General features: G+C 73.9%; 17 protein-coding genes. 10 read left to right on the top strand and 7 right to left on the bottom strand.

Annotation, left to right across the window (positions count from 1 at the left end; translation table 11 throughout):
• Positions 1-479 precede the first annotated feature (479 nt).
• The 3 genes from IG62_RS0124185 to IG62_RS0124195 all read right to left on the bottom strand — a co-directional run bounded on the left by IG62_RS0124185 (position 480) and on the right by IG62_RS0124195 (position 5,761).
• Entirely contained in the window at positions 480-2,951 is a 2,472-nt protein-coding gene (locus IG62_RS0124185) for an NB-ARC domain-containing protein (RefSeq protein WP_030807030.1), read from the bottom strand.
• A gap of 49 nt (positions 2,952-3,000) precedes the next feature.
• Positions 3,001-3,804, bottom strand: a complete 804-nt coding sequence (locus tag IG62_RS0124190) for a TetR family transcriptional regulator (RefSeq protein ID WP_030807033.1) — start codon at positions 3,802-3,804, stop codon at positions 3,001-3,003.
• A gap of 136 nt (positions 3,805-3,940) precedes the next feature.
• A complete protein-coding gene (locus IG62_RS0124195; protein ID WP_051798512.1) occupies positions 3,941-5,761 on the bottom strand; it encodes a 3-hydroxyacyl-CoA dehydrogenase family protein in 1,821 nt (606 codons plus the stop codon).
• 393 nt (positions 5,762-6,154) lie between these two features.
• Here IG62_RS0124195 and IG62_RS0124200 point away from each other — a divergent pair, with 393 nt between their 5' ends.
• Entirely contained in the window at positions 6,155-6,841 is a 687-nt protein-coding gene (locus tag IG62_RS0124200) for a HEAT repeat domain-containing protein (RefSeq protein WP_030807039.1), read from the top strand.
• A gap of 16 nt (positions 6,842-6,857) precedes the next feature.
• Here the strand turns inward: IG62_RS0124200 and IG62_RS0124205 are convergent, their stop codons facing one another.
• Complete coding sequence (locus IG62_RS0124205) at positions 6,858-7,439, bottom strand: GNAT family N-acetyltransferase (RefSeq protein ID WP_030807042.1); 582 nt, start codon at positions 7,437-7,439, stop codon at positions 6,858-6,860.
• Between the two features lie 159 nt (positions 7,440-7,598).
• Here IG62_RS0124205 and IG62_RS0124210 point away from each other — a divergent pair, with 159 nt between their 5' ends.
• Together IG62_RS0124210 and IG62_RS0124215 are read left to right on the top strand one after the other, a co-directional pair.
• Complete coding sequence (locus IG62_RS0124210; RefSeq protein ID WP_420711098.1) at positions 7,599-8,465, top strand: SDR family NAD(P)-dependent oxidoreductase; 867 nt, start codon at positions 7,599-7,601, stop codon at positions 8,463-8,465.
• 128 nt (positions 8,466-8,593) lie between these two features.
• On the top strand, positions 8,594-8,953 hold the full coding sequence (locus IG62_RS0124215) for a MerR family transcriptional regulator (RefSeq protein ID WP_030807048.1): 360 nt from the start codon (positions 8,594-8,596) through the stop codon (positions 8,951-8,953).
• Between the two features lie 17 nt (positions 8,954-8,970).
• Here the strand turns inward: IG62_RS0124215 and IG62_RS0124220 are convergent, their stop codons facing one another.
• A complete protein-coding gene (locus tag IG62_RS0124220) occupies positions 8,971-10,038 on the bottom strand; it encodes an Rv2578c family radical SAM protein (protein WP_030807050.1) in 1,068 nt (355 codons plus the stop codon).
• Positions 10,039-10,222: 184 nt separating this feature from the next.
• Here IG62_RS0124220 and IG62_RS0124225 point away from each other — a divergent pair, with 184 nt between their 5' ends.
• From IG62_RS0124225 to IG62_RS0124235, 3 genes are all read left to right on the top strand, one after another.
• Entirely contained in the window at positions 10,223-10,666 is a 444-nt protein-coding gene (locus IG62_RS0124225) for an SRPBCC family protein (RefSeq protein WP_030807052.1), read from the top strand.
• Positions 10,667-11,041: 375 nt separating this feature from the next.
• Positions 11,042-13,615, top strand: a complete 2,574-nt coding sequence (locus IG62_RS0124230) for an MFS transporter (protein ID WP_030807053.1) — start codon at positions 11,042-11,044, stop codon at positions 13,613-13,615.
• 147 nt (positions 13,616-13,762) lie between these two features.
• On the top strand, positions 13,763-14,434 hold the full coding sequence (locus IG62_RS0124235) for a PAS domain-containing protein (protein ID WP_030807054.1): 672 nt from the start codon (positions 13,763-13,765) through the stop codon (positions 14,432-14,434).
• A gap of 32 nt (positions 14,435-14,466) precedes the next feature.
• Here IG62_RS0124235 and IG62_RS0124240 read toward each other — a convergent pair whose 3' ends face one another.
• The gene (locus IG62_RS0124240) at positions 14,467-15,357 is read right to left on the bottom strand and encodes a serine hydrolase (protein ID WP_030807056.1); all 891 of its coding nucleotides are present in this window, start codon (positions 15,355-15,357) and stop codon (positions 14,467-14,469) included.
• 303 nt (positions 15,358-15,660) lie between these two features.
• Positions 15,661-16,542 carry a helix-turn-helix domain-containing protein gene (locus IG62_RS0124245; RefSeq protein WP_078872208.1) on the bottom strand — a complete coding sequence of 294 codons (882 nt, stop codon included), beginning with the start codon at positions 16,540-16,542 and terminating at the stop codon, positions 15,661-15,663.
• Positions 16,543-16,891: 349 nt separating this feature from the next.
• Here IG62_RS0124245 and IG62_RS0124250 point away from each other — a divergent pair, with 349 nt between their 5' ends.
• The 4 genes from IG62_RS0124250 to IG62_RS0124265 all read left to right on the top strand — a co-directional run bounded on the left by IG62_RS0124250 (position 16,892) and on the right by IG62_RS0124265 (position 23,148).
• Positions 16,892-17,725: a M55 family metallopeptidase gene (locus IG62_RS0124250; protein WP_030807062.1), complete on the top strand. Its 834-nt coding sequence runs from the start codon at positions 16,892-16,894 to the stop codon at positions 17,723-17,725.
• Positions 17,718-19,079 (top strand): M20/M25/M40 family metallo-hydrolase, encoded by a 1,362-nt coding sequence (locus tag IG62_RS0124255; RefSeq protein WP_030807065.1) that lies wholly within the window; start codon positions 17,718-17,720, stop codon positions 19,077-19,079. Before IG62_RS0124250 ends, IG62_RS0124255 begins: the two co-directional genes overlap by 8 nt.
• A gap of 44 nt (positions 19,080-19,123) precedes the next feature.
• The gene (locus tag IG62_RS0124260; protein WP_030807067.1) at positions 19,124-21,154 is read left to right on the top strand and encodes a S9 family peptidase; all 2,031 of its coding nucleotides are present in this window, start codon (positions 19,124-19,126) and stop codon (positions 21,152-21,154) included.
• Between the two features lie 158 nt (positions 21,155-21,312).
• On the top strand, positions 21,313-23,148 hold the full coding sequence (locus tag IG62_RS0124265; RefSeq protein WP_051798514.1) for a CocE/NonD family hydrolase: 1,836 nt from the start codon (positions 21,313-21,315) through the stop codon (positions 23,146-23,148).
• Positions 23,149-23,170 lie beyond the last annotated feature (22 nt).

Genomic DNA, 23,170 nt, shown 5'->3' on the forward strand with positions numbered 1-23,170 from the left:
TCGAGCGGGGTCGAGAGCTCGGGGGATTTGGTAAGGAACGGCTTGAGGGAACGTCGGGGGTGGTGCGGGAGGTGGTGCCGTCGGTTCGGCCGGGGTGGCGCTACCGCCGCCGTCTCCGCCGGTGTTGCGGAGGCGTCGGCCGTGGTGCCTGGCAGCGCCTTGGTGAGCGCGGTGCCCGGCGGGTGCCGGGCGGTGTGCCTGTGACGCAGGCATCCGGGCGGCAGCCGGGGAGGGCTGTTGGGACAGCCGGCGCACGAGGATCGCCTCGTCCGCCGGTCGCCCGGACACCCTCAACGTATGACACCGCGTGCCAGTCGACAAGACACTGAGTGCCAAGAATTTCTCTCAGATGTCATTTGGCCGGCACGTATGAGCGGTAGACGGGCCGATGGGGGGCTTGCCGGTGACGCACCGCACTCCCGGCATCACGGCAGGTGAAGGGGGATGCGGTTAGACCGTTCGGGTGGGTCGTGTCCCGGTCAGGCCCGGGACCTCAGGCGCCCACGAACGGCCGGCCACAGCTGCGCGGCGGTGTGCAGGACCAGCAGCCCGGCGGCGACGGCGCTGCCGCCCGGCGCCCCGGCCCGGACCCCCGCCGCCAGCAGCCCGGCCGCACCCACCGCGTGGAAGCGGTGCAGGCCGACCGCGGCCAGACCGCCGAGCCGGCTGCCGCGGCTGCGCTGCCAGACCCGCCGGGCCGCCCACGCCGTGCCACCGGCCAGCGCCAGCTGCGCCGGCCACGGGGCCACCGGCCCGCCCTCCACCAGCGCCACGGTCAGGCAGCCGAGCGCCCAGAGCACCCCGCAGCACGGCAGGGCGAGCAGCCGCAGCAGCACCGGCCGCACATAGCGGTCCGCCCGCTCCACCGGCGGGTCCGGCACCGCGGGCGGCGGCTCCTGCGGGGCGGAGGCCGCCCCCGGGCGGGGCCCGGCGGCGGCCTCCGGCTCCGCGGCCAGCTTCAACCACGGCGGCTTGATCGCCAGCAGGTGCTCCCGCAGCAGCGGCAGGTGGTGCGCCCCGGCCTCGCTGAGCGCCTCCCGGAGCAGCTGCTCGGCCGCTCCCGGCCGCCCCGCCCCCATCTCCGCCTCCATGAGCAGCGCCAGCGCCTCGACCGTCACCCGGACGTCCCCCGACCTGCGCGCCACCTCCAGCCCGCGGCGCAGCAGCTCCAGGACCTGCCGGCGGTCCTGACGGTGCGCCGCGCAGCCGGCCAGCTTCAGCCAGGCGTGCGCCACGACCGTGAGATCACCGTCGGGCGCCGTTGCCACCGCCCGGCGGTACGAGAGCGCCGCGTCCCGGGTGCGCCCCAGCCCCTCCTCCGCGTCCCCCCGCGCCAGCAGCGAGGCCGCCAGCCGGTGCCGGTCACCCCGCAGCGCCCAGCCGCGCACCGCCCGCCCGTAGTGGTGCGCCGCGGCCCCGTGGTCACCGCGCTCGGCTGCCTGCTCACCGAGGTCGTCGTCCAGCTCCGGCGAGCGAACACCGGCCCGGATACGCGCCAGATGGCCCGCCTCCGCGCAGGACCGGGCCTCCGGCCAGCGCTCCAGCGCACGGTAGTGGCGACGCATCATCCGCAGCAGCTCCGCCTCCCGGAGGTGGTCGGCGCGGTGCCGGGCCGCGAGGACGCCCTGCCGCAGTACGAACAGCGCGTCCACGGTGCGGGTGCGCCGCAGCAGATGCGCCACCAGGTGCTCCACCACCGGCGCGACATGCTCGTACCGGCCCTGGTCCACCGCCGCCGCCAGGGCCGCCGCCAGCGCCCCGCGCTCCCGGTCGAACCATGCCTCGTCGGTGGTGGCGGCCCGCTCGCCGTAGTGGGCCATCAGCCGCTCCAGCGCCGCACCACGCGCCGACTCCGGCTCCTGCGCGGCCAGTTCACCGACGTAGAGCTGCAGCAGGTCGTGGAAGCGGACCCGGCCCTCGGGGCCGGTGGGGCGCAGCAGCTGGGCCCTGACCAGGCGGCGCAGCGCACGGTCGGCCTCGGCCGGTGAGACCCCGGCCAGCGCGGCGGCCGACCCGGCGTCGATCTCGTTGCCCGGGTGCAGCCCCAGACGGCGCAGCATCCGCGCGTCCGGGGCGTCGAGCGCCTGGTACGAGGCCTCGAACGCCTGCCGTACCGGGTCGAGTTCGGCCAGCCGCTCACCGGGCGGGCGTAACGCGGCCAGGACGCGCTGCGCGCTGTCGTCGCCGTCCCGCAGCCGGCCGGCCACCACGTCCAGCGCCAGCGGCAGATGGCCGCAGAGCGCGGCGATCTCGTCCAGCTGCGACGGCGGGACCGGCTCGGTGGCGGCGGCCTCCAGCAGCGCCAGGGAATCCTTGGGGCTGAGCGTGTCCAGCCGCAGCACGGCGAAGGAGGCGTGCTCCGGGGCGCTCCGGACGGTGACCAGCAGGCGGTGGCGGCGGTCGGGCGGTATCAGCGGCACCAGGTGCTCGTCCGGCGCGGCGTCGTCGAGCAGGATCAGCAGCGCCTCCTCCGCCTCCCACAGCTGGCTGCTGAACTGGGCGAGCAGCCCGGCCCGGTGCGGCTGGAGCTGGTCGCCGGGGATGCCGAACGCCCGCAGCCAGGTGCCCAGCAGCTCCTCCAGGCTCATCGGCTCCCCGCCGCCGTGCGCCCGGGCGTCCGCGTAGAGCACCCCGCCGGGGAACCACTCGTGCGCCTCGTGCGCGGCGGCCGCCATCAGCGCCGACTTGCCCACCCCGCCCTCGCCGGTGACCGCTATCGCGGTGGGAGCCCCGGCGCGGTCGCCGGGCGCCAGCAGGGCCAGGAGCGCGGCGAGCGGGCCGGAGCGGCCGAGCAGGGCGGCCGGCCGGGGCGGCAGCGCGTTCAGAGAGCGGATGGGGGCGGGCGCCGGGTAGATCTGGACGACGCCACCCTGGATCACGTCGCGGGCCTGCCCGCCGCTGACCGTGTTGTGGGTGGCCGGAGCCGGCCCCGCCTCGCTCGCGTCCGCCACTCCGTAGTGGATAGCACGAGCGGGCCGGGCCCGTCAGGCCGTTACGGGATCATCTCCGGTCCTTGATCGCCTTGCGGATGGTGCGCATGACCTCCTCCAGCGGGGCGTCCGTACGCGCCACCGCGACCAGCACCTCGCCCTCCCGGGAGACCGACGCCGCGGGCTGCTCGCCCGTGGTGCCGCGGCCCGCGCCGATCCCGGCGCCGAAGGTCTCCCGGACGATCTCGAAGGCATGGTCCAGCTGGGCCTCCACATCACCCTCCGCGCCGGCCCGCAGCCAGCGGCGCAGCACGTGGTTGTGCGCGGTGACCACGGCGGAGGCGGCGACCTCCGCCAGCAGCGGGTCGTCATCGCCCTCGCGGTGCGCGCCCTCGTCGAAGTGGCCCAGCAGATAGCGGGTGAAGAGCCGCTCGTAACGGGCCACCGAGGCGATCTCGGCCTCGCGGAGGGTGGGCACCTCGCGGGTCAGCCGGTAGCGGGCCACCGACACGGCCGGCGAGGCCGCGTACATCCGCATGACCTCCTTGATGCCGCGGCAGACCGTGTCGAGCGGGTTCTCGTGCGGCGGCGCGGCGTCCAGGACCGCCTCGGCCCGCACCAGGGTGTCGTCGTGGTCGGGGAAGATCGCCTCTTCCTTGGAGCGGAAGTGGCGGAAGAACGTCCGCCGGGCGACGCCCGCGGCGGCCGCGATCTCATCGACCGTCGTCGCCTCGTAGCCCTTGGTCGCGAACAGCTCCATGGCCGCCGCCGACAGTTCGCGACGCATTTTGAGCCGTTGCGCGGCCGCGCGGCGGGTGCCGGGAGTGCTGCTGTCGGGGGCGTCGGAGGGCTGCGTACGAGCGGGCTGGGACATGTGGGGACGGTACTGCATATTTACCCGGCCTGCGGCATGAGGTCCCACCTCCGCCCTCGTGAGCGGGGGTGGACCGCCGTCCGGCTCCAGCAGCCCACCCCAGCCCGCCCCGTCCGGGCGGGGGCGCCCCCACGGGTCAGCGCCGGGCGTACTCACGGAAGCCGCGGCCCGTCTTGCGTCCGAGGCACCCCGCCGCGACGAGGTGCTCCAGCAGCGGCGCGGGGGCCAGTCCCGGGTCGCGGAATTCGGCGTGCAGGACCTTCTCGATGGCCAGCGAGACGTCCAGGCCGACCACGTCGAGGAGCTCGAACGGGCCCATCGGGTAGCCGCCGCCGAGCTTCATCGCCGCGTCGATGTCGTCCAGCGACGCGTAGTGCTCCTGGACCATCTTGATCGCGTTGTTCAGGTACGGGAACAGCAGCGCGTTCACGATGAAGCCGGCCCGGTCGCCGCAGTCCACCGGGTGCTTGCGGACCCGGGCGCACACCGTCCGCACGGTCGCGTGCACCTCGTCGGAGGTCAGGACCGTCCGCACCACCTCGACCAGCTTCATCGCCGGCGCCGGGTTGAAGAAGTGCATCCCGATGACGTCCTGCGGGCGCGAGGTGGCCCGGGCGCAGGCCACGACCGGCAGTGACGAGGTCGTGGTGGCCAGGACCGCGCCCGGCTTGCAGACCTTGTCCAGCGTCCGGAACAGCTCCTGCTTGACGGCGAGATCCTCGGCCACCGCCTCGACGGCCAGGTCCACGTCCGCGAACGCGTCCAGCGTCCCGGACGGCGTGATCGCCGCCAGCGCCGCGTCCCGGGCCTCGGCGGTCAGCCGGCCCTTGTCCACGGACCGGCCCAGCGACTTGGCGATCCGGGCCTTCGCCTTCTCCGCCTTCTCCGCGCTGCGGGCGGCCAGCACGACCTGATATCCCGCCTTGGCGAAGACCTCGGCGATCCCGCTGGCCATCGTCCCGGAACCGGCCACGCCGACCCGGGTGACCGTACGCCCGGCCGCGGCCTCGCCGCTGACCGCCGGGCTCTCCGCGTCCGGCACCACCGTGGCCGAGCCCGGTGCCTCGTACGTGTAGAAGCCGCGGCCCGCCTTGCGGCCGGTCAGCCCGGCCTCGGCCAGCTGGCCCAGGATCGGCGCGGGGGCGTGCAGCCGGTCCTGGGACTCGGCGTACATCGCCTCCAGGACGGTCCGGGCGGTGTCCACGCCGATCAGGTCGAGCAGTGCCAGCGGGCCCATGGGCAAGCCGCAGCCGAGCCGCATCGCGGCGTCGATGTCCTCACGGGTGGCGTACCGCGACTCGTACATCGCGGCGGCCTGGTTCAGATAGCCGAAGAGCAGGCCGTCGGCGACGAACCCGGGCCGGTCACCCACCGCGATCGGGTCCTTGCCCAGGTCGCGGGCGAGCTCGGTGACCGCGGCGACCGCGGTCGGCGCGGTGAGCACCGAGGAGACCACCTCGACCAGCTTCATGGCCGGTGCGGGGTTGAAGAAGTGCAGCCCGAGCACCCGCTCGGGACGCTGCGAATCGGCGGCGAGCCGGGTCACCGACAGTGCGTTGGTGCCGGTGGCCAGCACGGCGTCCGGCCGCACCACGGCGTCCAGTTCGGCGAAGACCTGCCGCTTGAGTTCGTAGTCCTCGGGGACCACCTCGATGACCAGATCGGCGTCCGCGGCGGCCTGCAGATCGGTGAAGGTGCGGAAACGGGCCAGGACGTCCTGCCGCTCGCGCTCGGTGATCCGCTCGCGGCGCACCGCACGGGCCGTGGCGGCCTCCAGCGCGGCGACGGCATGCCGGGCCGCGGCCTCGTCGGTGTCGATGCCGATGACCTCGCGGCCGGCCCGGGCGAGCACCTCGGCGATGCCGGTGCCCATCGTGCCCAGGCCGACGACGGCCACGGTGGAGAGGGACAGTGGGGAGATGTCGGGGGAGAGATCAGGGGTGGACGAAGGGCCCATCGCGAACTCCTGAGGGTGTTCCCCTGAAGGGCAGGGGAGAAGTGACGACTGAAGGGGTGGCCGCGCGGACGCGAGGGGCAGCGGATACGCGGCGGCCGGAGCGCGGCGGGGCCGCGGAGGCCGCAGCGCTGCTGGCAGCGCCGGCGGTGGGGGAGCCGCGGCGGGCCCTGTCCCGGGGCCGTGCCGTGCTCTGTATCGAGGTCGTGCTGTTGCGGTGCCGAACCGACTTCACTCTGTGGCGGCTGCGTCACCAGGCCGCCCGAGCAGGGGTGCTGCTCGTTCCAGCAGGTTAACCGGTGGGTAACCGCAGCGCCAGGGGTAGGGCGGGTCATTAGTCTGTGGTGCAGGCCACGTCTCGGCAACCGGGGCGCCCCGGCGGGAGGGAAGCGGCAAATGGAAGACGAATTCCACGAGTTGACGGACCGGGTGCGGGCCGAACTCCGCTCCCCACAGGATCTGGTCGCCTACGAGCGCCTGCTGGGGCTCGCCCGCAAGAACACCCCCGCCGGGCGGGAAGAACTCGCCCGGATGCTGGTCGCCGTCGAACGCCCCCTGTGGGCCCGTGAGATCGCCGCCTTCATCCTGGGCTGCGCCGGCGACAAACGCGCCTTCGAGACGCTCGTACTGCTGCTGAACTACCGCGATCCGGTGCGCTGCGCCACCGCGGCCCACGCCCTGAGCCGGCTCGGCGACCCGCGCACCGCCCGCGCCGCGGCCGCCCTCGCCACCAACCCGCTGCGCACCGCGTACGCCCTGCACCCGGTCCGGCTCCTCGCCGAGCTGCGCGCACCGCAGTCCGTGCCGGCGCTGATCGCCACCCTGGAGCGGCTGCTGACCCCGCACAACCCCTACTGGCGGGTGGCACTCGCCTGCGTCGAGGGCCTGGGCGCCCTGGGCGACCGCCGCGCCGTACCCGCCCTCACCGCCGCCACCGGCCACCCCCGCCTGGCCGCCGCCGCGGCGGCCTCACTGGCCCGGCTCGGGGTCCACGAGCTTCCGGGGGACGAGGGGCGGGGCGACGGGGGTGCGGGCGCCGCTGAGGAGGGCCCGGCGACCGCTGAGGAGGGACCGGCGGGCTGAAGCGGTCAGCTGGAGATCACGCGATGTCCGCCCTGGTGTCCCGAGAACACGGCGTGGGGTCCGGAGAACACGGGGAGAGCGGGCGCCGGTAGCGCAGCTCGGGGACGCTGCTGCCGCCCACCTTGTACGTCTCCTCCGCCCCGTCCGCCACGAAGCCGGCGCGCTCGTAGAACCGCCGGGCGCGGGCGTTGCCGCGCACCACCCACAAATACAGCGCGCGGTATCCGCTCTGCCGTGCCCGGTCCGTGCCCGCGGCCAGCAGGGCGCGCCCGACGCCGGTGCCGATCCGCTCGGGCGCGACGTACAGCGCGAACAGCTCACCCGCGGTCGGGCGCGGGTCGGGCAACTCCTCGGCGCCCGGGGCCACATCGGGATCGCGGGCCGGGCCGACCGAGGCCCAGCCGACCACCTCGCCGGCCGACTCCGCCACCAGGTCGACCACTTCCGGCGAGCGCCGCCCGAACCACGACCGCCGCCGCTCGGCGTCCGCCGCCACGCTCATCCCGTCCAGATACGTCTGCGGCATCAGCCCGCGGTACGCCGCCTGCCAACCGCGGACCCGCACCGCCGAGACCGCCTCGATGTCGGCCTCGCCCATTTCCCGTATCCGGAGCGGCCCTGCCGGCCTCCTGTCCCTGCTCCTGCTCCTGTCCGTGTCCATGAGGGAGAGGCTAGGGGCCCGGTCAAGGGGGCTTTTGGAGTTTCCGCGGCCGTGCGCTTGACCTTGCCCCTGGGGGCAGGGTTCGAGACTTCCGGCATGGCACACAGCGCGACCCCGCACACCACGCACACCACCCCCACCATGAAGACCCCGTCGACGCGGCAGGAGCCCGGGCCGAACGCCACCGGAACCGGCAGGCATCCCACGGACACCCCGCCGCGCCGGGTGGTGATCGTCACCGGCGCCGGTACGGGGATCGGGCGGGCTGCCGCCCGGGCCTTCGCGGCGGAGGGCGCGCGGGTACTGGCGGTGGGCCGCCGGGCCGAGCCGCTGGCGGAGACGGCGGCGGACGCCGAGGGGGACGGCGAGATCGTCCCGTACACCGCCGACATCACCGCGGACGACGCCCCGTCGAACCTCGTCCGCCACGCGATCGAGACGTACGGCAGGCTGGACGTACTGGTCAACAACGCCGCCATAGTGGGCACCGGGGCACTCGGCAGCTTCACCAAGGAGGCGATGGCGGCGCAACTGGCGACGAACCTCGTCGCGCCCGTACTGCTGACGCAGGAAGCGGTGCCCCATCTGGAGCGGACCGGCGGGGTGGTGGTCAACATCAGTACCTCGATCGGCCAGCGCGGCTGGCCCGGCAATGCGGTCTACGCCGCGACCAAGACGGGGCTCGAACTGCTCACCCGTAGCTGGGCGGTGGAACTCGCACCGCGCGGGGTGCGGGTGGTGGCGGTCGCCCCCGGCGCGATCGAGACCCCGATCGCGCTCCACCAGGGCCTGCCCGAGGAACAGCGGGCGGCGCTCCGCGCATGGCAGATCGCGCACACGCCGATGGGACGGATCGGCCGTCCCGAGGAGGTGGCCTGGGCCATCACCCACCTGGCCGCCCCGTCCGCCTCGTTCGTCACGGGGGTGATCCTCCCGGTCGACGGCGGAGCGGTGGTCGGCTGAGCCCGCCCGGGCCCGTGCCGTCATGGGCCCGGCCCGGCCCGGCCCGGCCCGGATCCGTGGCCGGGCCACCACCGCACTCGTGTTCCGTGCTGGAATCGGCTGCGAGGCTGGAGCCGAGGGAGGGGCCCGTGCGGATCGGGGAGTTGGCGGAGGTCACGGGGGCGACGCCGCGGGCGTTGCGGAACTACGAGCGGGAGGGGCTCATCGCCTCCGTCCGGGAGGCGAACGGCTATCGGGTCTACGACGCCCGCGCGGTCCTACGGGTGCGCAACATCCGCCACCTGCTGGCGGCCGGGCTCACGCTCGCCGACGTCCGCTGTTTCACCTCCTGCCTGGACGGCGACATGACCACCGCCCCGCCGTCCGCGGAGGGGCTGCGGATCGCCCGTGAGCGGCTCGCCGTCATCGACGAGCGGATCGCCGCCCAGACCGAGGCCCGCGACCGCCTGGCGCGGGCCCTGGAGGCCGTCCCGGCCGCTTCTGCGTGAGCGGCCGGCCGGCTGGTTCAGATGAGGGTCAGCTGGGTCGGCCCCGGCCCCGGGGGCGTGGGCGCAGGCGTAGGTGTGGAATCGGCTGAGGGCGTGGAATTTTCGGCCGGGTCCCCGGACGGCGGGCGGATGCGGCGGGTCTCCCCGGAGCGGGCGGGGCCGATGCCGTATTCGGCGGCGAGTTCGTGGACCTGGCGGGTGATCCGGCGCTGGTACCACGTGGGCGCGTAGGCGCCGTCCGCGTACATCGTCGCGTAGCGCCGTACGAGATGCGGGTGGTGGCGGTCCAGCCAGGACAGGAACCACTCGCGGGCGCCGGGGCGCAGGTGCAGCACCAGCGGTGTGACGGATCCCGCGCCGGCCTCCGCGATGGCACGGACCGTGCCGCGCAGCTGCTCCGGCGCGTCGCCGAGGAACGGGATGACGGGTGCCATCAGCACGCCGCAGGGAATGCCGTGCGCGGTGAGGGTGCGCACCACGTCCAGCCGGCGTTCGGGGGCGGGCGTGCCGGGCTCGACCGTGCGCCACAGCTCGTGGTCCAGGAAGCCGACGGAGACCGAGATGCCGACGTCGGTGATCCCGGCGGCCTGCCGCAGGAGTTCCAGGTCGCGCAGGATGAGCGTGCCCTTGGTGAGGATCGAGAACGGGTTGGCGTGATCGCGCAGGGCCGTGAGGATGCCGGGCATGAGGCGGTAGCGGCCCTCCGCGCGCTGGTAGCAGTCGACGTTGGTGCCCATCGCGATGTGGTCACCGCGCCAGCGGCGCCCGGCCAGTTCGCGGCGCAGTAGTTCCGGTGCGTTGATCTTCACCACGATCTGGGAGTCGAAGCCGAGGCCGGTGTCCAGGTCCAGATAGCTGTGGGTCTTGCGCGCGAAACAGTAGACGCAGGCGTGGCTGCAGCCTCGGTAGGGGTTGACCGTCCATTCGAACGGCATCCGGGAGGCCCCCGGGACGCGGTTGACGAGGGAACGGGCGCGCACCTCGTGGAACGTGATCCCGCGGAATTCGGGGGTGTCGATCGTCCGGCTGACCACGTCCGCACCGAACAGTGCGGCCGGGCCGTCACCCAGGTTGTCCCAGCGCATCGGGCCTCCTTCTGCATGCTGCATGCCGTCGAGCCCCCGGCGCCATAATAGAACACGTGTTCCCCTCGTGTTCTCCTCCCGTCCGACGGGGCGGGCCCGGGCGGATTTTGGGCGCGCACCCCAGTGGTGGTTGGCTTGGCCGCGCATCGCAGGACCGGCAGCCGACTACTGGAGGAAGACGCACATGGGTCAGGTCGAGGCCACCACGCAGCGCGAGATCGCGGCGGACCCGGAGGACGTGTTCGACGCGCTCGCCGACTACAGCGGCACGCGCCAGCAGCTGCTGCCCGAGCACTTCTCGGAGTACGAGGTCCGCGAGGGCGGCGACGGCAAGGGCACCCTCGTCCACTGGAAGCTCCAGGCCACGAGCAAGCGGGTGCGCGACTGCCTGCTGGAGGTCGACGAGCCCACCGACGGCCAGCTCGTGGAGAAGGACCGCAACTCCTCCATGGTGACCACCTGGGTCGTCACGCCGGCCGGCGAGAAGCGCGCCAGGGTCGTCGTCACGACCACCTGGCAGGGCGCGGGCGGTATCGGCGGCTTCTTCGAGCGGACCTTCGCCCCCAAGGGCCTCGGCCGGATCTACGACACCATCCTCGCCAACCTCGCGGCGCGCATGGAGAAGTGATCGGACGTCGTACGTCCCCTGTGCGTCACGCATCCCTGCGCCGCGCGTCCCTGTGCGTCGTACGTCCCTGGGTGTCATGCGCGCGCGGTTCGCCACCGGCGTCGGGTGCTTCCTGCGCTGAGTGCGGACGTCACATGCGTCACCCTGGACGCGTTGCGTCACGCTCACCGGTTCGGGTGGTTTCGGCCGCGCCGAGGTGCCCAGGCCGTCGGACCCGTTCCGTACGGAAAGCCCTGATGGGAGACCAAGGGGCCTGCCCGACAAGGCACTTGACGTCCGTTCCCGCCGCGCCCGACCCCTTTCGTCGCGCTTGAACGCTGTTGTCGCCCAATGCGAGAAATTGGGCGGCAACAGGCGTGACGAGGGGAGCAGCACGTGGGCGGGACCACCCTGAGCGACCCGGCCGGCCGGACCGGCCCACCGGCACCGGGCACGGCCACGGCGTCACCCGCCGGGGCCCGGCCCGGTGCCCCGGACGGCACGCCGGTGCCGCGCGGCCCCCGCCGGGCCCGGCTGGTCTTCGTCGGCCTGCTGCCGGTCCTGCTGCTAGCGGCCCTCGACCAGACCGTCGTCGCCACCGCACTCCCGAAGATCGTCGGTGAGCTGCACGGCCGGGGCGCCATGTCCTGGGCGATGACGTCCTACCTCCTCGCCTCCGCCCTCGCCCTGCCCCTCCACGGCAGACTCGGCGACCTCTTCGGCCGCAAACCGGTCCTCCTCTTCGCGCTCCTGGTCTTCACCGCCGGCTCGGCGCTGGCCGGCTGGTCGCGCACCATGGACGAACTGGTCGCCTTCCGGGCCGTCCAGGGCGTCGGCGGCGGCGGACTGCTGATCGGCGTCCATGCCCTCGTCGCCGACGTCGTACCGCCCCGGGCCCGTGGCCGTTCCCTGGGACTGATCGGCGCCGCCTGCGGCCTCGCCTCCGCGGCCGGACCGCTGATCGGCGGCTTCTGCGCCGACCACGCCTCCTGGCGCTGGTGCTTCTCCCTCAACGTCCCGTTCGGTGCGCTGACGTTCCTCGTCATCGCCTTCGCACTGAAGCTGCCGCGGCCGCCCCGCCGGCCCAGGCCGGACCTCGCCGGCGCCCTGCTGCTCGCAGCGTTCTCCACCTGCCTTGTGCTGCTGATGAGTTGGGGCGGCACGGAGTACGCCTGGACCTCGCGGGTCGTCCTCGGGCTGGGGGCCGGGGCGCTCGGCAGCGCGCTGCTCCTCCTCGCCGTCGAGCACTTCGCCGCCGACCCGATCGTCCCGCTGCGGCTGTTCCGCGACTCCCTCCTCGCCCGCACCGGCCCGATCGGCGCCGCCCTCGGCATCGCCCTCTTCGGCGCCGCCGGCTGGCTGCCGACCTTCCTGCGGGGAGCCGGCGGCGCCTCGGCCACCGAGTCCGGCCTGCTGATGCTGCCGCTGATGGGCGGCATCGTCCTCGCGTACGTCGTCTCCGGCCGGCTCATCGGCCGCACCGGCCACTACAAGATCTTCCCCGTGCTGGGCTGCGCGGCGGCCGCCGGGGGGATGTGGCTGCTGGCGCTGACGGCTCCGGGCACCCCCAGGGAGACCTCCAGCCTCTTGACGGCCCTCGTGGGCCTGGGCCTCGGCCTCGTGCTGCCGGTGCTGGTGCTCGCCGCCCGGAACTCCGTACGCGCCCGCGACCTCGCCACCGCGACCAGCGCCAACCACGGATTCCGGCACCTCGGCGGCAGCCTCGGCGTGGCCCTCTTCGGCATCCTCTTCGCCGACCGGCTGACCCGCCGGCTCCCCGGCCGGCCGCCGGTGTCGCGGTGGCTGCCCGACCCGGAGTCGATCATCCCGCAACTGCTGCGCGCGCTGCCCGCCTCCCTGCGCGACGGCTCCGTCGCCGCCTACGCCCACGCCGTGCCGAGGGTCTTCTTCTCCCTCGTTCCGGTGCTCGTCCTGGGCCTCGTGCTCGCCTTCTTCCTGAAAGAGAAAACACTGGTGTCCCACGCCTCTCACGCCCCGCAGACCTCCCCGACCCCGGACCGGCCCACCACCTACGGCGAGCCGACCGAATCGGCGGGACCTGCCGGGCCTTCCGTAGCTGCCGAACCGACTGGACAGACCGTGCCGACCGCCGTGCCGCAGGCCCGTTCCGCCGTGGACCCGGAGGCCCTCAACCCGACGTTCCCCGGGAGTGGTTACCGCCGTGGTTCCCGTTTCTCCGGTGGTGGGCATCAGGGCATCCCGGTGTGCGGGGCGGTACGGCACCACGACGGCTCCATCGTGCCGCGGGCCGCGCTCACCCTCATCGACGTCACCGGGCGGCAGATCGGCCGCGGCGCCTCCGGCGAGGACGGGCGGTACGCCCTGAGCACCCCCGGACCCGGCTCCTACGTGCTGATCGCGGCCGCCGGCGGCCACCAGCCGCAGGCCGTGACCGTGACCGTCGGCGAACGGCCGGTCGAACTGGACGTGGTCCTCGGCGGCGCCGGGCGGCTGGCCGGCACCGTCACCACCGCGGACGGCACCCCCGTACGCGATGCCATGGTCACCCTCACCGATGTGCGCGGCGAGGTCGTCGCGACCACCCGCAGCGGACGCGAAGGCGCTTATGTCATCGGGGAGTTGGTGGCCGGCGAGTACACCCTCGCCTCCAGCGCACCGGCGTACCGGCCGGCGGCGCTGCCGGTCACCGTCCAGGCGTCGCGGGAGACCCGCCAGGACATCGAACTCGCGGGTGGTGCGGTGCTGCGCGGGACCGTACGGGCCGGTGGCGGACGCCCCGTCGAGGACGCCCGGGTCACCCTGCTGGACGTCGCGGGCAATGTCGTCGACACCGCCGTCACCGGGCCCGACGGGCTGTTCCGCTTCGTGGACCTCGCGGCCGGCGAGTACACCGTGGTCGCCGCCGGATACCCGCCGGTGGCCACCGTCCTCCAGGTGGCCGGCGGCGGCCGCACCGAACGCGACCTCCAGCTCGGGCACGAGGACTGACCGCGCTCCAACGGGCGGTGACCGGGCGCCTGTTGTGGGGGCATACCACCTGTTCGGCCTCTTGGGGAAATGCCGCCCACCGCGTCGGCCCGCGGCCGTAGCGTGGTGGCGGTGAGGCACGATCGGGGTACCAGGAAGCAATCGCCCGTGGAGCGTGGCCGGTCGGACGCCGCCAGCCGGCCCGGTACGGCAGCCCGGGTGGCCGAGCCGCGCCACGCGCTGCCGGAGCGGATTCCGCTTGCGGTCGTGGTGGTGGCCGCGGACGGCCGGATCTCCCACTGGAACAGCGGCGCCCACCGGCTCTTCGGGCCCGGCCGCGCGGAGGCGGTGGGCACCCCCGCGCTCGACCTGATGCCGGTCACGGGTGCCCTCGGCGACAGCGGTGCGGAGGGGTGCGACGGGCACGGTGGTCCGCACGCCTCGTCGGGAGGTCGGACGTCCTACCCCACCGCGGGCCGGGCCCGGATGACGACCGGCGGGGCGGGGCCCGTGGACCTGCTGTGGTGGGCGTACCCGCTCGCCGCCCCTGGCCCCGGGCCGACTCTCGTCCTCGCCGCGGACACCGCCCTGTTGCCCGACGGCCCGGGCGGGCCGGGCGCCGGAGGTGAGCGCTGGATGCCCGGATTCGCCCGGCACACCGGCACCGAGCCGACCGACGCCGCTCTCCCCGGCGCCGCCGAACTGGTCGGCCGCTCAACCGAGTTGCTGCCGGACCTGAGTCCCGGCCTGAGCGCCCGGATCGTCGCACAGGTCCTGGAGCTGGGCTGTCCGGTGCTGGAGATCAGCCGCCGGGACGGCTGTGCCACCGAGCTCGCCTAGGAAGGTGCCGTGGCCGCCCGCGGGCGGCCGGCTCAGCGCTGCAGGTCGCGGTGGATGACGCGGGCGGCGCCCTCGACCGTGGCGACCCCGTAGTCCATGGTCGCGTTGCCGGTGGAGAGGACGGCCATGCCGTAGTCGTGGCCGTGGCCGGTGAAGGTGCCGACGCTGTTGATCCGCCAGCCGCCGGTGTCCCGCGGCAGCCAGCCGTTCTTGACGTGGACGGTCGCGGTGGCCGGGGCGCCGGCCGGTACGCCCCAGCGCTGGTCGGCCGCCACCCGGTGCATCAGGTCGAGTGCGTAGCCGCGGGAGGCCGGGCCGAGCACCGCCCCGTCCGTGGTGAGCAGCTGCATCAGGGTGAGCTGGTCGGCGGCGGTGACCTGGGTGAGGCCCCAGCTCGCGCCGCGGCCCGGCACGGTGTCCCGCATCCCGGCGAGGTCCAGGAAGCGCTGGACGCCGGCCGGGCCGATCTGGTGCCACAGGGCGTTGGTCGCGTCGTTGTCCGACTTGGTGATCATGGCGGTGGTCAGCTTGACCTCGTGCGGGGTCAGCTTCCGGTGCGCCTCCTCGGCCTGCCGCAGCAGTGCACCGAGCACGGTGACCTTCACCACACTCGCCGAGTCGAAGTGGGTGCCGGACTTGAAGGCGCAGCGGGTGCCGGTGCGGCGGTCGTAGACGGCCAGCGCCGAGGCGCTCCGCCGGCCGTGCAGGGCGTCGGCGAGGTCGTGGGACAAGGCCGGGGCCAGGCCGGGCTTCTTGGAGCTGCAGACGACCTTGGCGCCGGCCACCGGGGCGCTGGCGGTGCCGGCCGCGGCCGGGGTCGCCGAGGTGAGCACCGTGAGCAGTGATCCGGCGGCCACCAGCGCGGCCAGCCCGCGGCGCGTACCGGTGGTGGGGCGTCGTCCGTGGAGGCGTGATCCGTGCATGGGGGTGGTTCCTGTCCCGCTGTATCGGGGCCCCGCCGGTGGCGGGTCGGCCCTGGAGTGACCGGAGGCGGTCGGGCCGGCGCAGCCGCGTGCGGCGGCGGTGCGCCCTTCATGGGTCACGGTGACGATACGGGGCAGGCCGGAGGACACCCTCGGAATATGGGGTGCTATGTCCGTATTTGGGAGGTGTGGCTCGGGTGTGAGATTCGCCAAATGGGGACGGACGGGGCGGGCCGGGCGGAGCGGATGGAGGGGAGGGGTGCGGCACGCGGGGTGGGTGGCGCGGCGCCCTGGGGCGTGCCGCTAGGGGCGTGGCACCGGTTGGCGGAGGCGGCTGGGGCGTGGCCGGCGGGACGCGGCGGTCCGTCGGCGGTGGGCGCCCGCCATCAGCCGTCGGCCGCGCAGGGCCAGCTCGATCTCGAAGCGGGTCCGCGGATCGCGCAGCCGGGCGCCGAAGAGCTTCTCCAGCTGGCGCATCCGGTACCGCACGGTCTGCGGATGGATGCTGAGCGCCTTGGCCACCTCCGGCGCGCCCATTCCGCCCAGCCAGGCCAGCAGTGTCGCCTCCAAGCGCGCGCACCGCTCCGGTGACAGGCCCGCGAGCGGCCTGAGCCGGCGGGCGATGAGGGTGCGGGTGAGCGACTCGTCCTGGAGGAGCAGCAGGCTGGAGAGATGGTCGTCGACGAACGCCACGCCCGCGGCGGGGCCGTCGCACCGGGCGGCCAGCTCCAGCAGGCGGGAGGCGGCACGGACCGAGGCGGCGGCGTCCTGCGGTGGCACCGCATGGCCGACCGCGGCGGCGCGGTGGCGCAGGATGCCCTTCAGTCGGGCCCGGCCCTCGTCGCCCTCGGCGAGCGCGCCGGGGATCAGCAGCCCCGGCGCCTCGTCCGGCAGGCTGACCAGGCAGTCGCCGAGCGCCGCGGCGACGAGGTGGAGGTCGGTGGCGGTCGCCAGCCGGACCGCCCGCACGGTGGCCGGCAGCGGCCGGCCGGCCCGCAGGACGTCCGCGATCAGCCGGGTGACCTGCGCCCCGTCGTTCCGCTCCAGGAATTCCCGGAAGCCCGGATTGCGCTCGCAAAGGGAGTGGATGACCAGCTCGGTGAGGACGGCCAGTTGCTCGTCACCGCCGTCCGCCTGCGGGTCGCCGGGTTGTACTAACGGGCTGGCGTTACGTGTTGTGCTCATGATTCTGCCTCTGTCTCCTCATGTGGGAGGCCGGTTCGGGACGTTCTATCCCACCGGGCTGGGGGCGTCGGCGGCTGACAGAAGTCCGTCAGAACTCCATCGGAATTCTGGCGGATGCCCTTCCGCTTTGCGACAGAAACTGTGTGGAATACGGTGCCACACGAGCATGTCCGCGTCACCTGCGTGCGCTACGAGGGCGTCACGATGTTGCGGCCAACTCGGTGGTCCTGGAGGGTTCCGGACGAGGTGTCATGCCATGCCGGGCGCGTTCGGTGCCTCGGAAACGTTGTGAACGAGTGATGTCCAAAATCGTGCATACCGCCTGCTGCCTGCGATAGGACTGGTGACCGTGAAGATCCTCATCTCCGCCGACATGGAGGGCGCCACCGGCGTGACCTGGCCCGCGGACGTGCTGCCGGGCAAGCCGCAGTGGGAACGCTGCCGCCACATGTTCACCTCCGACGTCAACGCGGCGATCGCCGGATTCTTCGACGGCGGGGCCGATGAGGTGCTCGTCAACGAGGCCCACTGGTCGATGCGCAACCTCCTGCTGGAGAAGCTCGACGAACGGGCACAGATGCTCACCGGCCGGCACAAGTCGCTCAGCATGGTCGAGGGCGTCCAGCACGGCGACGTCGACGGCATCGCCTTCGTCGGCTACCACACCGGCGCGGGTACCGAAGGCGTCCTCGCCCACACCTACCTCGCCAACACCCTGACCGGCGTCTGGGTCGACGGCACCCGCGCCAGCGAGGGCTATCTCAACTCCCTCGTCGTCGCCGAGTACGGCGTGCCCGTCGTCCTGGTCACCGGCGACGACCGCACCTGCCAGGACGCCCAGGGATACGCCCCCGAGGCGCCCGCCGTGGCGGTCAAGGACTACGTCTCGCGCTACGCCGCGGTCTGCCGGCCACCGACCCGTACGGCCGCCGACATCCGGGCCGCGGCCGCCATGGGCACGGCGCTGGCGGTCCGTCACGAGGCGGCGCGCCGGGGCCCGTTCCACGTCGAGTTGGAGTTCGACGCGCAGCATCTGGTGGGTGCCGCGACCTGCGTGCCCGGCGTGGAGCGCAGCGCGGAGCGCCGGGTCGCGTATACCAGTCGGAACATGTACGAAGCCATCCGGTGCTTCAAGGCGGTCACCACCGTCGTGTCGTCCGCCGTGGAGGAAGAATATGGCTGAGAAGACCGAGCAAGAGGGCGCCGCCGGCCACGCGGCCGGGGTGGACCGGCAGGCGCTGGACGAGGTGGTGCGGTTCACCTCCGACCTGATCCGGATCGACACCAGCAACGCCGGCGACGGCACCTGCCGGGAGCGCCCGGCCGCCGAGTACGTCGCCGAGCGACTGGCCGACGCCGGCATCGAACCGACCCTGCTGGAACGCACCCCGGGCCGCACCAACGTCGTCGCCCGCATCGAGGGCACCGACCCCGCGGCCGACGCCCTGCTGGTCCACGGCCATCTCGACGTGGTCCCCGCCGAAGCCGCCGACTGGACCGTGCACCCGTTCTCCGGCGAGGTCGTCGACGACGTGGTCTGGGGCCGCGGCGCCATCGACATGAAGAACATGGACGCAATGGTGCTCGCCGCCGTACGGCACTGGGCGCGCACCGGCGTCCGGCCGCGCCGCGACATCGTGCTGGCCTTCACCGCCGACGAGGAGGCCAGCGCCGAGGACGGCTCGGGCTTCCTGGCCGACCGGCACGCCCCGCTGTTCGCCGGCTGCACCGAAGGCATCAGCGAATCCGGGGCGTTCACCTTCCACGCCGGCGGCGGGATGCAGCTGTACCCGATCGCGGCGGGGGAGCGCGGCACCGCCTGGCTCAAGCTGACGGCCCGGGGCCGGGCCGGGCACGGCTCGAAGGTCAACCACGACAACGCGGTCAGCCGGCTGGCCGGCGCGGTGGCCCGGATCGGCGAGCACGAATGGCCGGTCCGGCTCACCCCGACCGTACGGGCCGCACTGCGCGAACTGGTCGCCCTGCACGGCCTGGACGTCGACGTGGACGCGCCGGACTGCGATGTCGACGCCCTCCTCGGCAAGCTCGGCCCGTCCGCCAAGCTCGTCGAACCGACCGTCCGCAACAGCGCCAACCCCACGATGCTGTCCGCCGGTTACAAGGTCAATGTGATCCCCGGCTCCGCCGTGGCACACATCGACGGCCGGGTCGTCCCCGGCGGCGAGGTGGAGTTCCGCACCACCCTGGACGAGCTGACCGGCCCCGAGGTGGACTGGGAGTACCACCACCGCGAGGTCGCCCTGCAGGCCCCGGTGGACACACCGACGTACGCCGCGATGCGGGCCGCCGTCGAGGCCTTCGACCCGGACGGCCACGTCGTCCCGTACTGCATGTCCGGCGGCACGGACGCCAAGCAGTTCTCCCGGCTGGGCATCACCGGTTACGGTTTCTCGCCGCTGAAGCTCCCCGAGGGCTTCGACTACCAGGCGCTCTTCCACGGCGTGGACGAGCGCGTACCGGTCGGGGGGCTGCACTTCGGTGTCCGGGTCCTCGACCACTTCCTGCGCGCGGCCTGACCGGCCCGCGCCCCGCCCGACCGGTGGAGGAGAGGATCCGCACCATGGTGACCACGGCCCCTTACGGCAGCTGGACGTCCCCGGTAGATGCCCGGACGGTCGCCGCGCACGACGGCCGGCCGGCCTTCGTCGGCGTGGTCGGCGACGAGGTGTGGTGGACCGAGCCGCGCCCCGCCGAGGGCGGCCGCCGGGCGCTGGTCCGCCGGCGGCCGGACGGCACCGAGCAGACGGTGCTGCCCGCGCCGTGGAACGTCCGCAGCCGGGTGCTGGAGTACGGCGGCCTGCCCTGGGCCGGAACCGTGACCGAGCGCGGACCGCTGATCGTCTTCTGCGACTTCGCCGACCAGCGGCTGTACGCCTTCGAACCGGACAGCGGCCGGGAGCCCCGCCCGCTCACCCCGCTGTCCGTGGTGGGGGAGGGGCTGCGCTGGGTCGATCCGGTGCTGCGCCCCGAGCTGGGCGAGGTGTGGTGCGTCCTGGAGGAGTTCACCGGCGAGGGGCCGACGGACGTGCGGCGGGTGATCGCGGCCGTCCCGCTCGACGGCTCGGCGGCCGGACACCGGCAGTCCGTACGGGAGTTGAGCGACGACCGGCACCGGTTCGTGACCGGTCCGCGGATCTCCCCGGACGGTGACAGGGCGGCCTGGCTCGCCTGGGACCACCCCCGGATGCCCTGGGACGGCACGCTCGTCATGCTCGCCGAGGTCACCGGCAAGGGCGAGTTCACCGCCGTCCGGCCGGTGGCCGGCGACCTCGGCCCGACCGCTCCGGGCGGCGGCGCGAGCGGCGAGTCCGTGGTGCAGATCGAGTGGGACGCCGACGGCTCGCTGCTGTTCGTCTCGGACCCCGGCGGCTGGTGGGAGCTCCGGCGCCTCCACCCCGGTGCCCAGGACGACGGCGTGGTGACGAGCCGCGGCCTGTGCCCCGCCCGGCAGGAGGAGTTCGGCGGCCCGCTGTGGAACGTCGGCGAGCGCTGGTTCCTGCCGCTGGAGAACGGCACCCTCGCGGTGCTGCACGGCCGCGGCGCCATGACGCTGGGCATCCTCGACCCGGTCAGCGGCGACCTCGTCGACGCCGCCGGCCCCTGGACGGAGTGGACGCCCACGCTCGCCGCGCACGGCAGCCGGGTCGTCGGCATCGCGGGCGGCCCGGACCGCTCGTACGAGGTCGTCGAGCTGGACACCTGCACCGGGCGCGCCCGGGCGATCGCCTGCCGGCACACCGACGTCGTGGACCCGGCCTACTACCCCCGGCCGCGGCACCGCACCTTCCGCGGCCCCGGCGACCGGGACGTGCACGCGCACATCCATCCCCCGCACAACCCCGAACACAGCGCTGTGGACGGCGAGTTGCCGCCGCCCTATGTGATCTGGGCGCACGGCGGCCCCACCAGCCGCGCGCCGCTGGTGCTCGACCTGGAGATCGCCTACTTCACCTCCCGGGGCATCGGCGTCGCCCAGGTCAACTACGGCGGCTCGACCGGCTACGGCCGCGCCTACCGCGAGCGGCTGCGCGGCCAGTGGGGCGTGGTGGACGTGGAGGACTGCGCGGCGGTCGCCCGGGCGCTGGCCGAGGAGGGCACCGCCGACCCCGCCCGGCTCGCCATCCGCGGTGGCAGCGCCGGCGGCTGGACCACCGCCGCCTCGCTGACCTCCACCGACCTCTACGCCTGCGGCACCATCAGCTACCCCGTGCTGGACCTCTCCGACTGGGCAAACGGCGGGACCCATGACTTCGAGTCCCGGTACCTGGAGTCGCTGGTGGGCCCGTTCGCCGAGGTCCCCGACCGCTACCGCGAGCGCTCGCCGCTGCACCGCGCGGACCGGATCACCGCGCCGTTCCTGCTGCTCCAGGGGCTGGACGACGTGATCTGCCCGCCCGCGCAGTGCGAGCGCTTCCTCGCCGAGGTGGCCGGACGCGGGGTACCGCACGCCTATCTGGCCTTTCCCGGCGAGGGACACGGCTTCCGCCGCGCGGAGACCCTGGTCCGCTCCCTGGAGGCGGAACTCGCCCTCTACGCCCGGACCTTCGGCTTCCCGTGCGACGAGGTCCCGCCGCTGGAGCTCCGCGAGTGACCGGCGGCCGCGTCCGCCGTAGGCCCAATTAGGAGGTCCGCGGCGGACGGTGGCGAACTGACGTCCCTACGGCAAACGGCGTCCGGGAGCGTTGACACGTCGATACTCGTGTCACAACATGAACGCCGTTACCGACTGGTTGGTACGCCGTGTCCCCGTTGGAGGTCCTGGTGCCCCGCGAGTTCCGAGCCGTGTCCCGTCCGCTGCTCCGCACGTCCCTCGCCCTGCTGGCCGGCACCACCCTCGCCGCGCCCCTCGCCCTGACCGGCCCCTCGGCCGCGGCCGCCGGGCCGTACACCGTCACCGCGCTCAAGGTCACCGTCCGTGCCGGCGGCCGCAGTTGCACCGTCGACACCGACGTCTACCGACCGTCCGGCGTGGACGCGGCCCACTCCGCGCCCGCCGTGCTGACCACCAACGGGTTCGGTGGCAGCAAGGCGGACGGCTCCACCGACGCCCTCGCCAAGGCGTTCGCCGCCCGCGGCTATGTGGCGCTGGCCTACTCCGGCCTCGGCTTCGGCAGGACCGGCTGCCCGATCTCCCTGGACGATCCCCGGACCGACGGCCGGGCGGCGAGCCAACTCGTCGATCTGCTGGCCGGATCGCGGACCGCCGACAACGGCACCCGCCTCGACTACGTCGCCAAGGACGGCCGGGGCGACCCTCGGGTCGGCATGATCGGCGGGTCCTACGGCGGGGCGATCCAGCTGGCGACGGCCGCCGTCGACCACCGGGTGGACGCCCTGGTGCCGCTGATCACCTGGAACGACCTGTCCTACTCCCTGGACCCCAACAACGCCGGTCGCCGGCAGGGCGTCGGCGGACCGGTACCGGGCGCCTACAAATGGCAGTGGACCAACGGGTTCTTCCTGATCGGCGAGGCGCAGGGGCTGCTGCACCCCGGCATCGACCCGTCGCGGACCGGCGGCGCGGGCTGTCTGCACTTCGTCGCGCGGGCCTGCGGGACCAAGCGGCTGCTGGACTCCGGGAAGTACCCGGCAGCCCACACCGAGGCCATGCTCCGCTATGCGCGCAGCGTCTCTCCCGTCTCGTACCTGAAGTCCGTCACGGCGCCGACGCTGCTGGTCCAGGGCCAGGCCGACAGCCTCTTCAACCTCAACGAGGCCTCCGCCACCTACCGCGCCCTCACCGCCCAGGGCACCCCGGCGAAGATGATCTGGCAGTACTGGGGCCACAGCGGCGGCATCAAGAACCCGCCCGCGGGTGAACTCAGCCTCGCCAAGGGCAATATGGAGGGCAGCTACGTCGGACGCCGGATCCTCGCCTGGTTCGGCCGCTATCTGCGGCACCGCACGCACACCGGCACCGGGCCGGCCTTCGCGTACTACCGGGACTGGGTGACCGGCGGGAACACCTACGCCACCTCGGCCGCCTTCCCGGCGGGCGGCAGCCGGCGGCTGTATCTGTCCGGCGACGGCAAGCTCGTCGACAACCGGGCCAAGGTGGTGCGCGGCAGCCGCGAGTACCGCAATCTGCGGGTCGCCACCAGCCATTCGGAGAGTTCGCTGGCCGGGATGCTCCGGTTGCCCGACCCGGCAGCGTTCGACGCCCGCGGAACGCATCTGGACTGGACGTCCGCGCCGGTCACCGGCCGGCCGGTGGACGTGGTGGGCGCGCCCAGGGTGACGCTGAAGGTGGTCTCGCCGCGGACCGAGCAGGTGCAGAACTCCGCCGACGCGGCCGACAAGCTCGTGCTCTTCGCGAAGCTCTACGACGTCGCGCCGGACGGCAAGCAGACGTTGGTGCACCGGCTGGTGGCCCCGGCCCGGGTGCCCGATGTGACCCGGCGGTTCACCGTGGAACTGCCGGGCATCGTGCACCGTTGGGAGCCGGGGCACCGACTGCGCTTCACCCTCGCCGCGAGCGACTCCGCCTACGCGGGCAATCGCGGGGTGAAGCCGGTGACGGTCACCAGCGCGCCCGAGGACACCGGGGTCCTCGAACTGCCGGTCACCCAGGGGGTGTTGCGGTAGCGGAGGGGGTGGACGGGTGTCG

It is taken from the genome of Streptomyces sp. NRRL S-337 (assembly GCF_000720175.1).
Classification (GTDB): Bacteria; Actinomycetota; Actinomycetes; order Streptomycetales; family Streptomycetaceae; genus Streptomyces; species Streptomyces siderophoricus.

What these genes read in the sequence shown, in the direction of transcription:
- IG62_RS0124190 (WP_030807033.1), bottom strand. Translation starts at nt 3,804, where the DNA reads ATGTCCCAGCCCGCTCGTACGCAGCCCTCCGACGCCCCCGACAGCAGC.
- IG62_RS0124195 (WP_051798512.1), bottom strand. Translation starts at nt 5,761, where the DNA reads ATGGGCCCTTCGTCCACCCCTGATCTCTCCCCCGACATCTCCCCACTG.
- IG62_RS0124200 (WP_030807039.1), top strand. Translation starts at nt 6,155, where the DNA reads ATGGAAGACGAATTCCACGAGTTGACGGACCGGGTGCGGGCCGAACTC.
- IG62_RS0124205 (WP_030807042.1), bottom strand. Translation starts at nt 7,439, where the DNA reads ATGGGCGAGGCCGACATCGAGGCGGTCTCGGCGGTGCGGGTCCGCGGT.
- IG62_RS0124210 (WP_420711098.1), top strand. Translation starts at nt 7,599, where the DNA reads ATGGCACACAGCGCGACCCCGCACACCACGCACACCACCCCCACCATG.
- IG62_RS0124220 (WP_030807050.1), bottom strand. Translation starts at nt 10,038, where the DNA reads ATGCGCTGGGACAACCTGGGTGACGGCCCGGCCGCACTGTTCGGTGCG.
- IG62_RS0124225 (WP_030807052.1), top strand. Translation starts at nt 10,223, where the DNA reads ATGGGTCAGGTCGAGGCCACCACGCAGCGCGAGATCGCGGCGGACCCG.
- IG62_RS0124240 (WP_030807056.1), bottom strand. Translation starts at nt 15,357, where the DNA reads ATGCACGGATCACGCCTCCACGGACGACGCCCCACCACCGGTACGCGC.
- IG62_RS0124245 (WP_078872208.1), bottom strand. Translation starts at nt 16,542, where the DNA reads ATGAGCACAACACGTAACGCCAGCCCGTTAGTACAACCCGGCGACCCG.
- IG62_RS0124255 (WP_030807065.1), top strand. Translation starts at nt 17,718, where the DNA reads ATGGCTGAGAAGACCGAGCAAGAGGGCGCCGCCGGCCACGCGGCCGGG.
- IG62_RS0124260 (WP_030807067.1), top strand. Translation starts at nt 19,124, where the DNA reads ATGGTGACCACGGCCCCTTACGGCAGCTGGACGTCCCCGGTAGATGCC.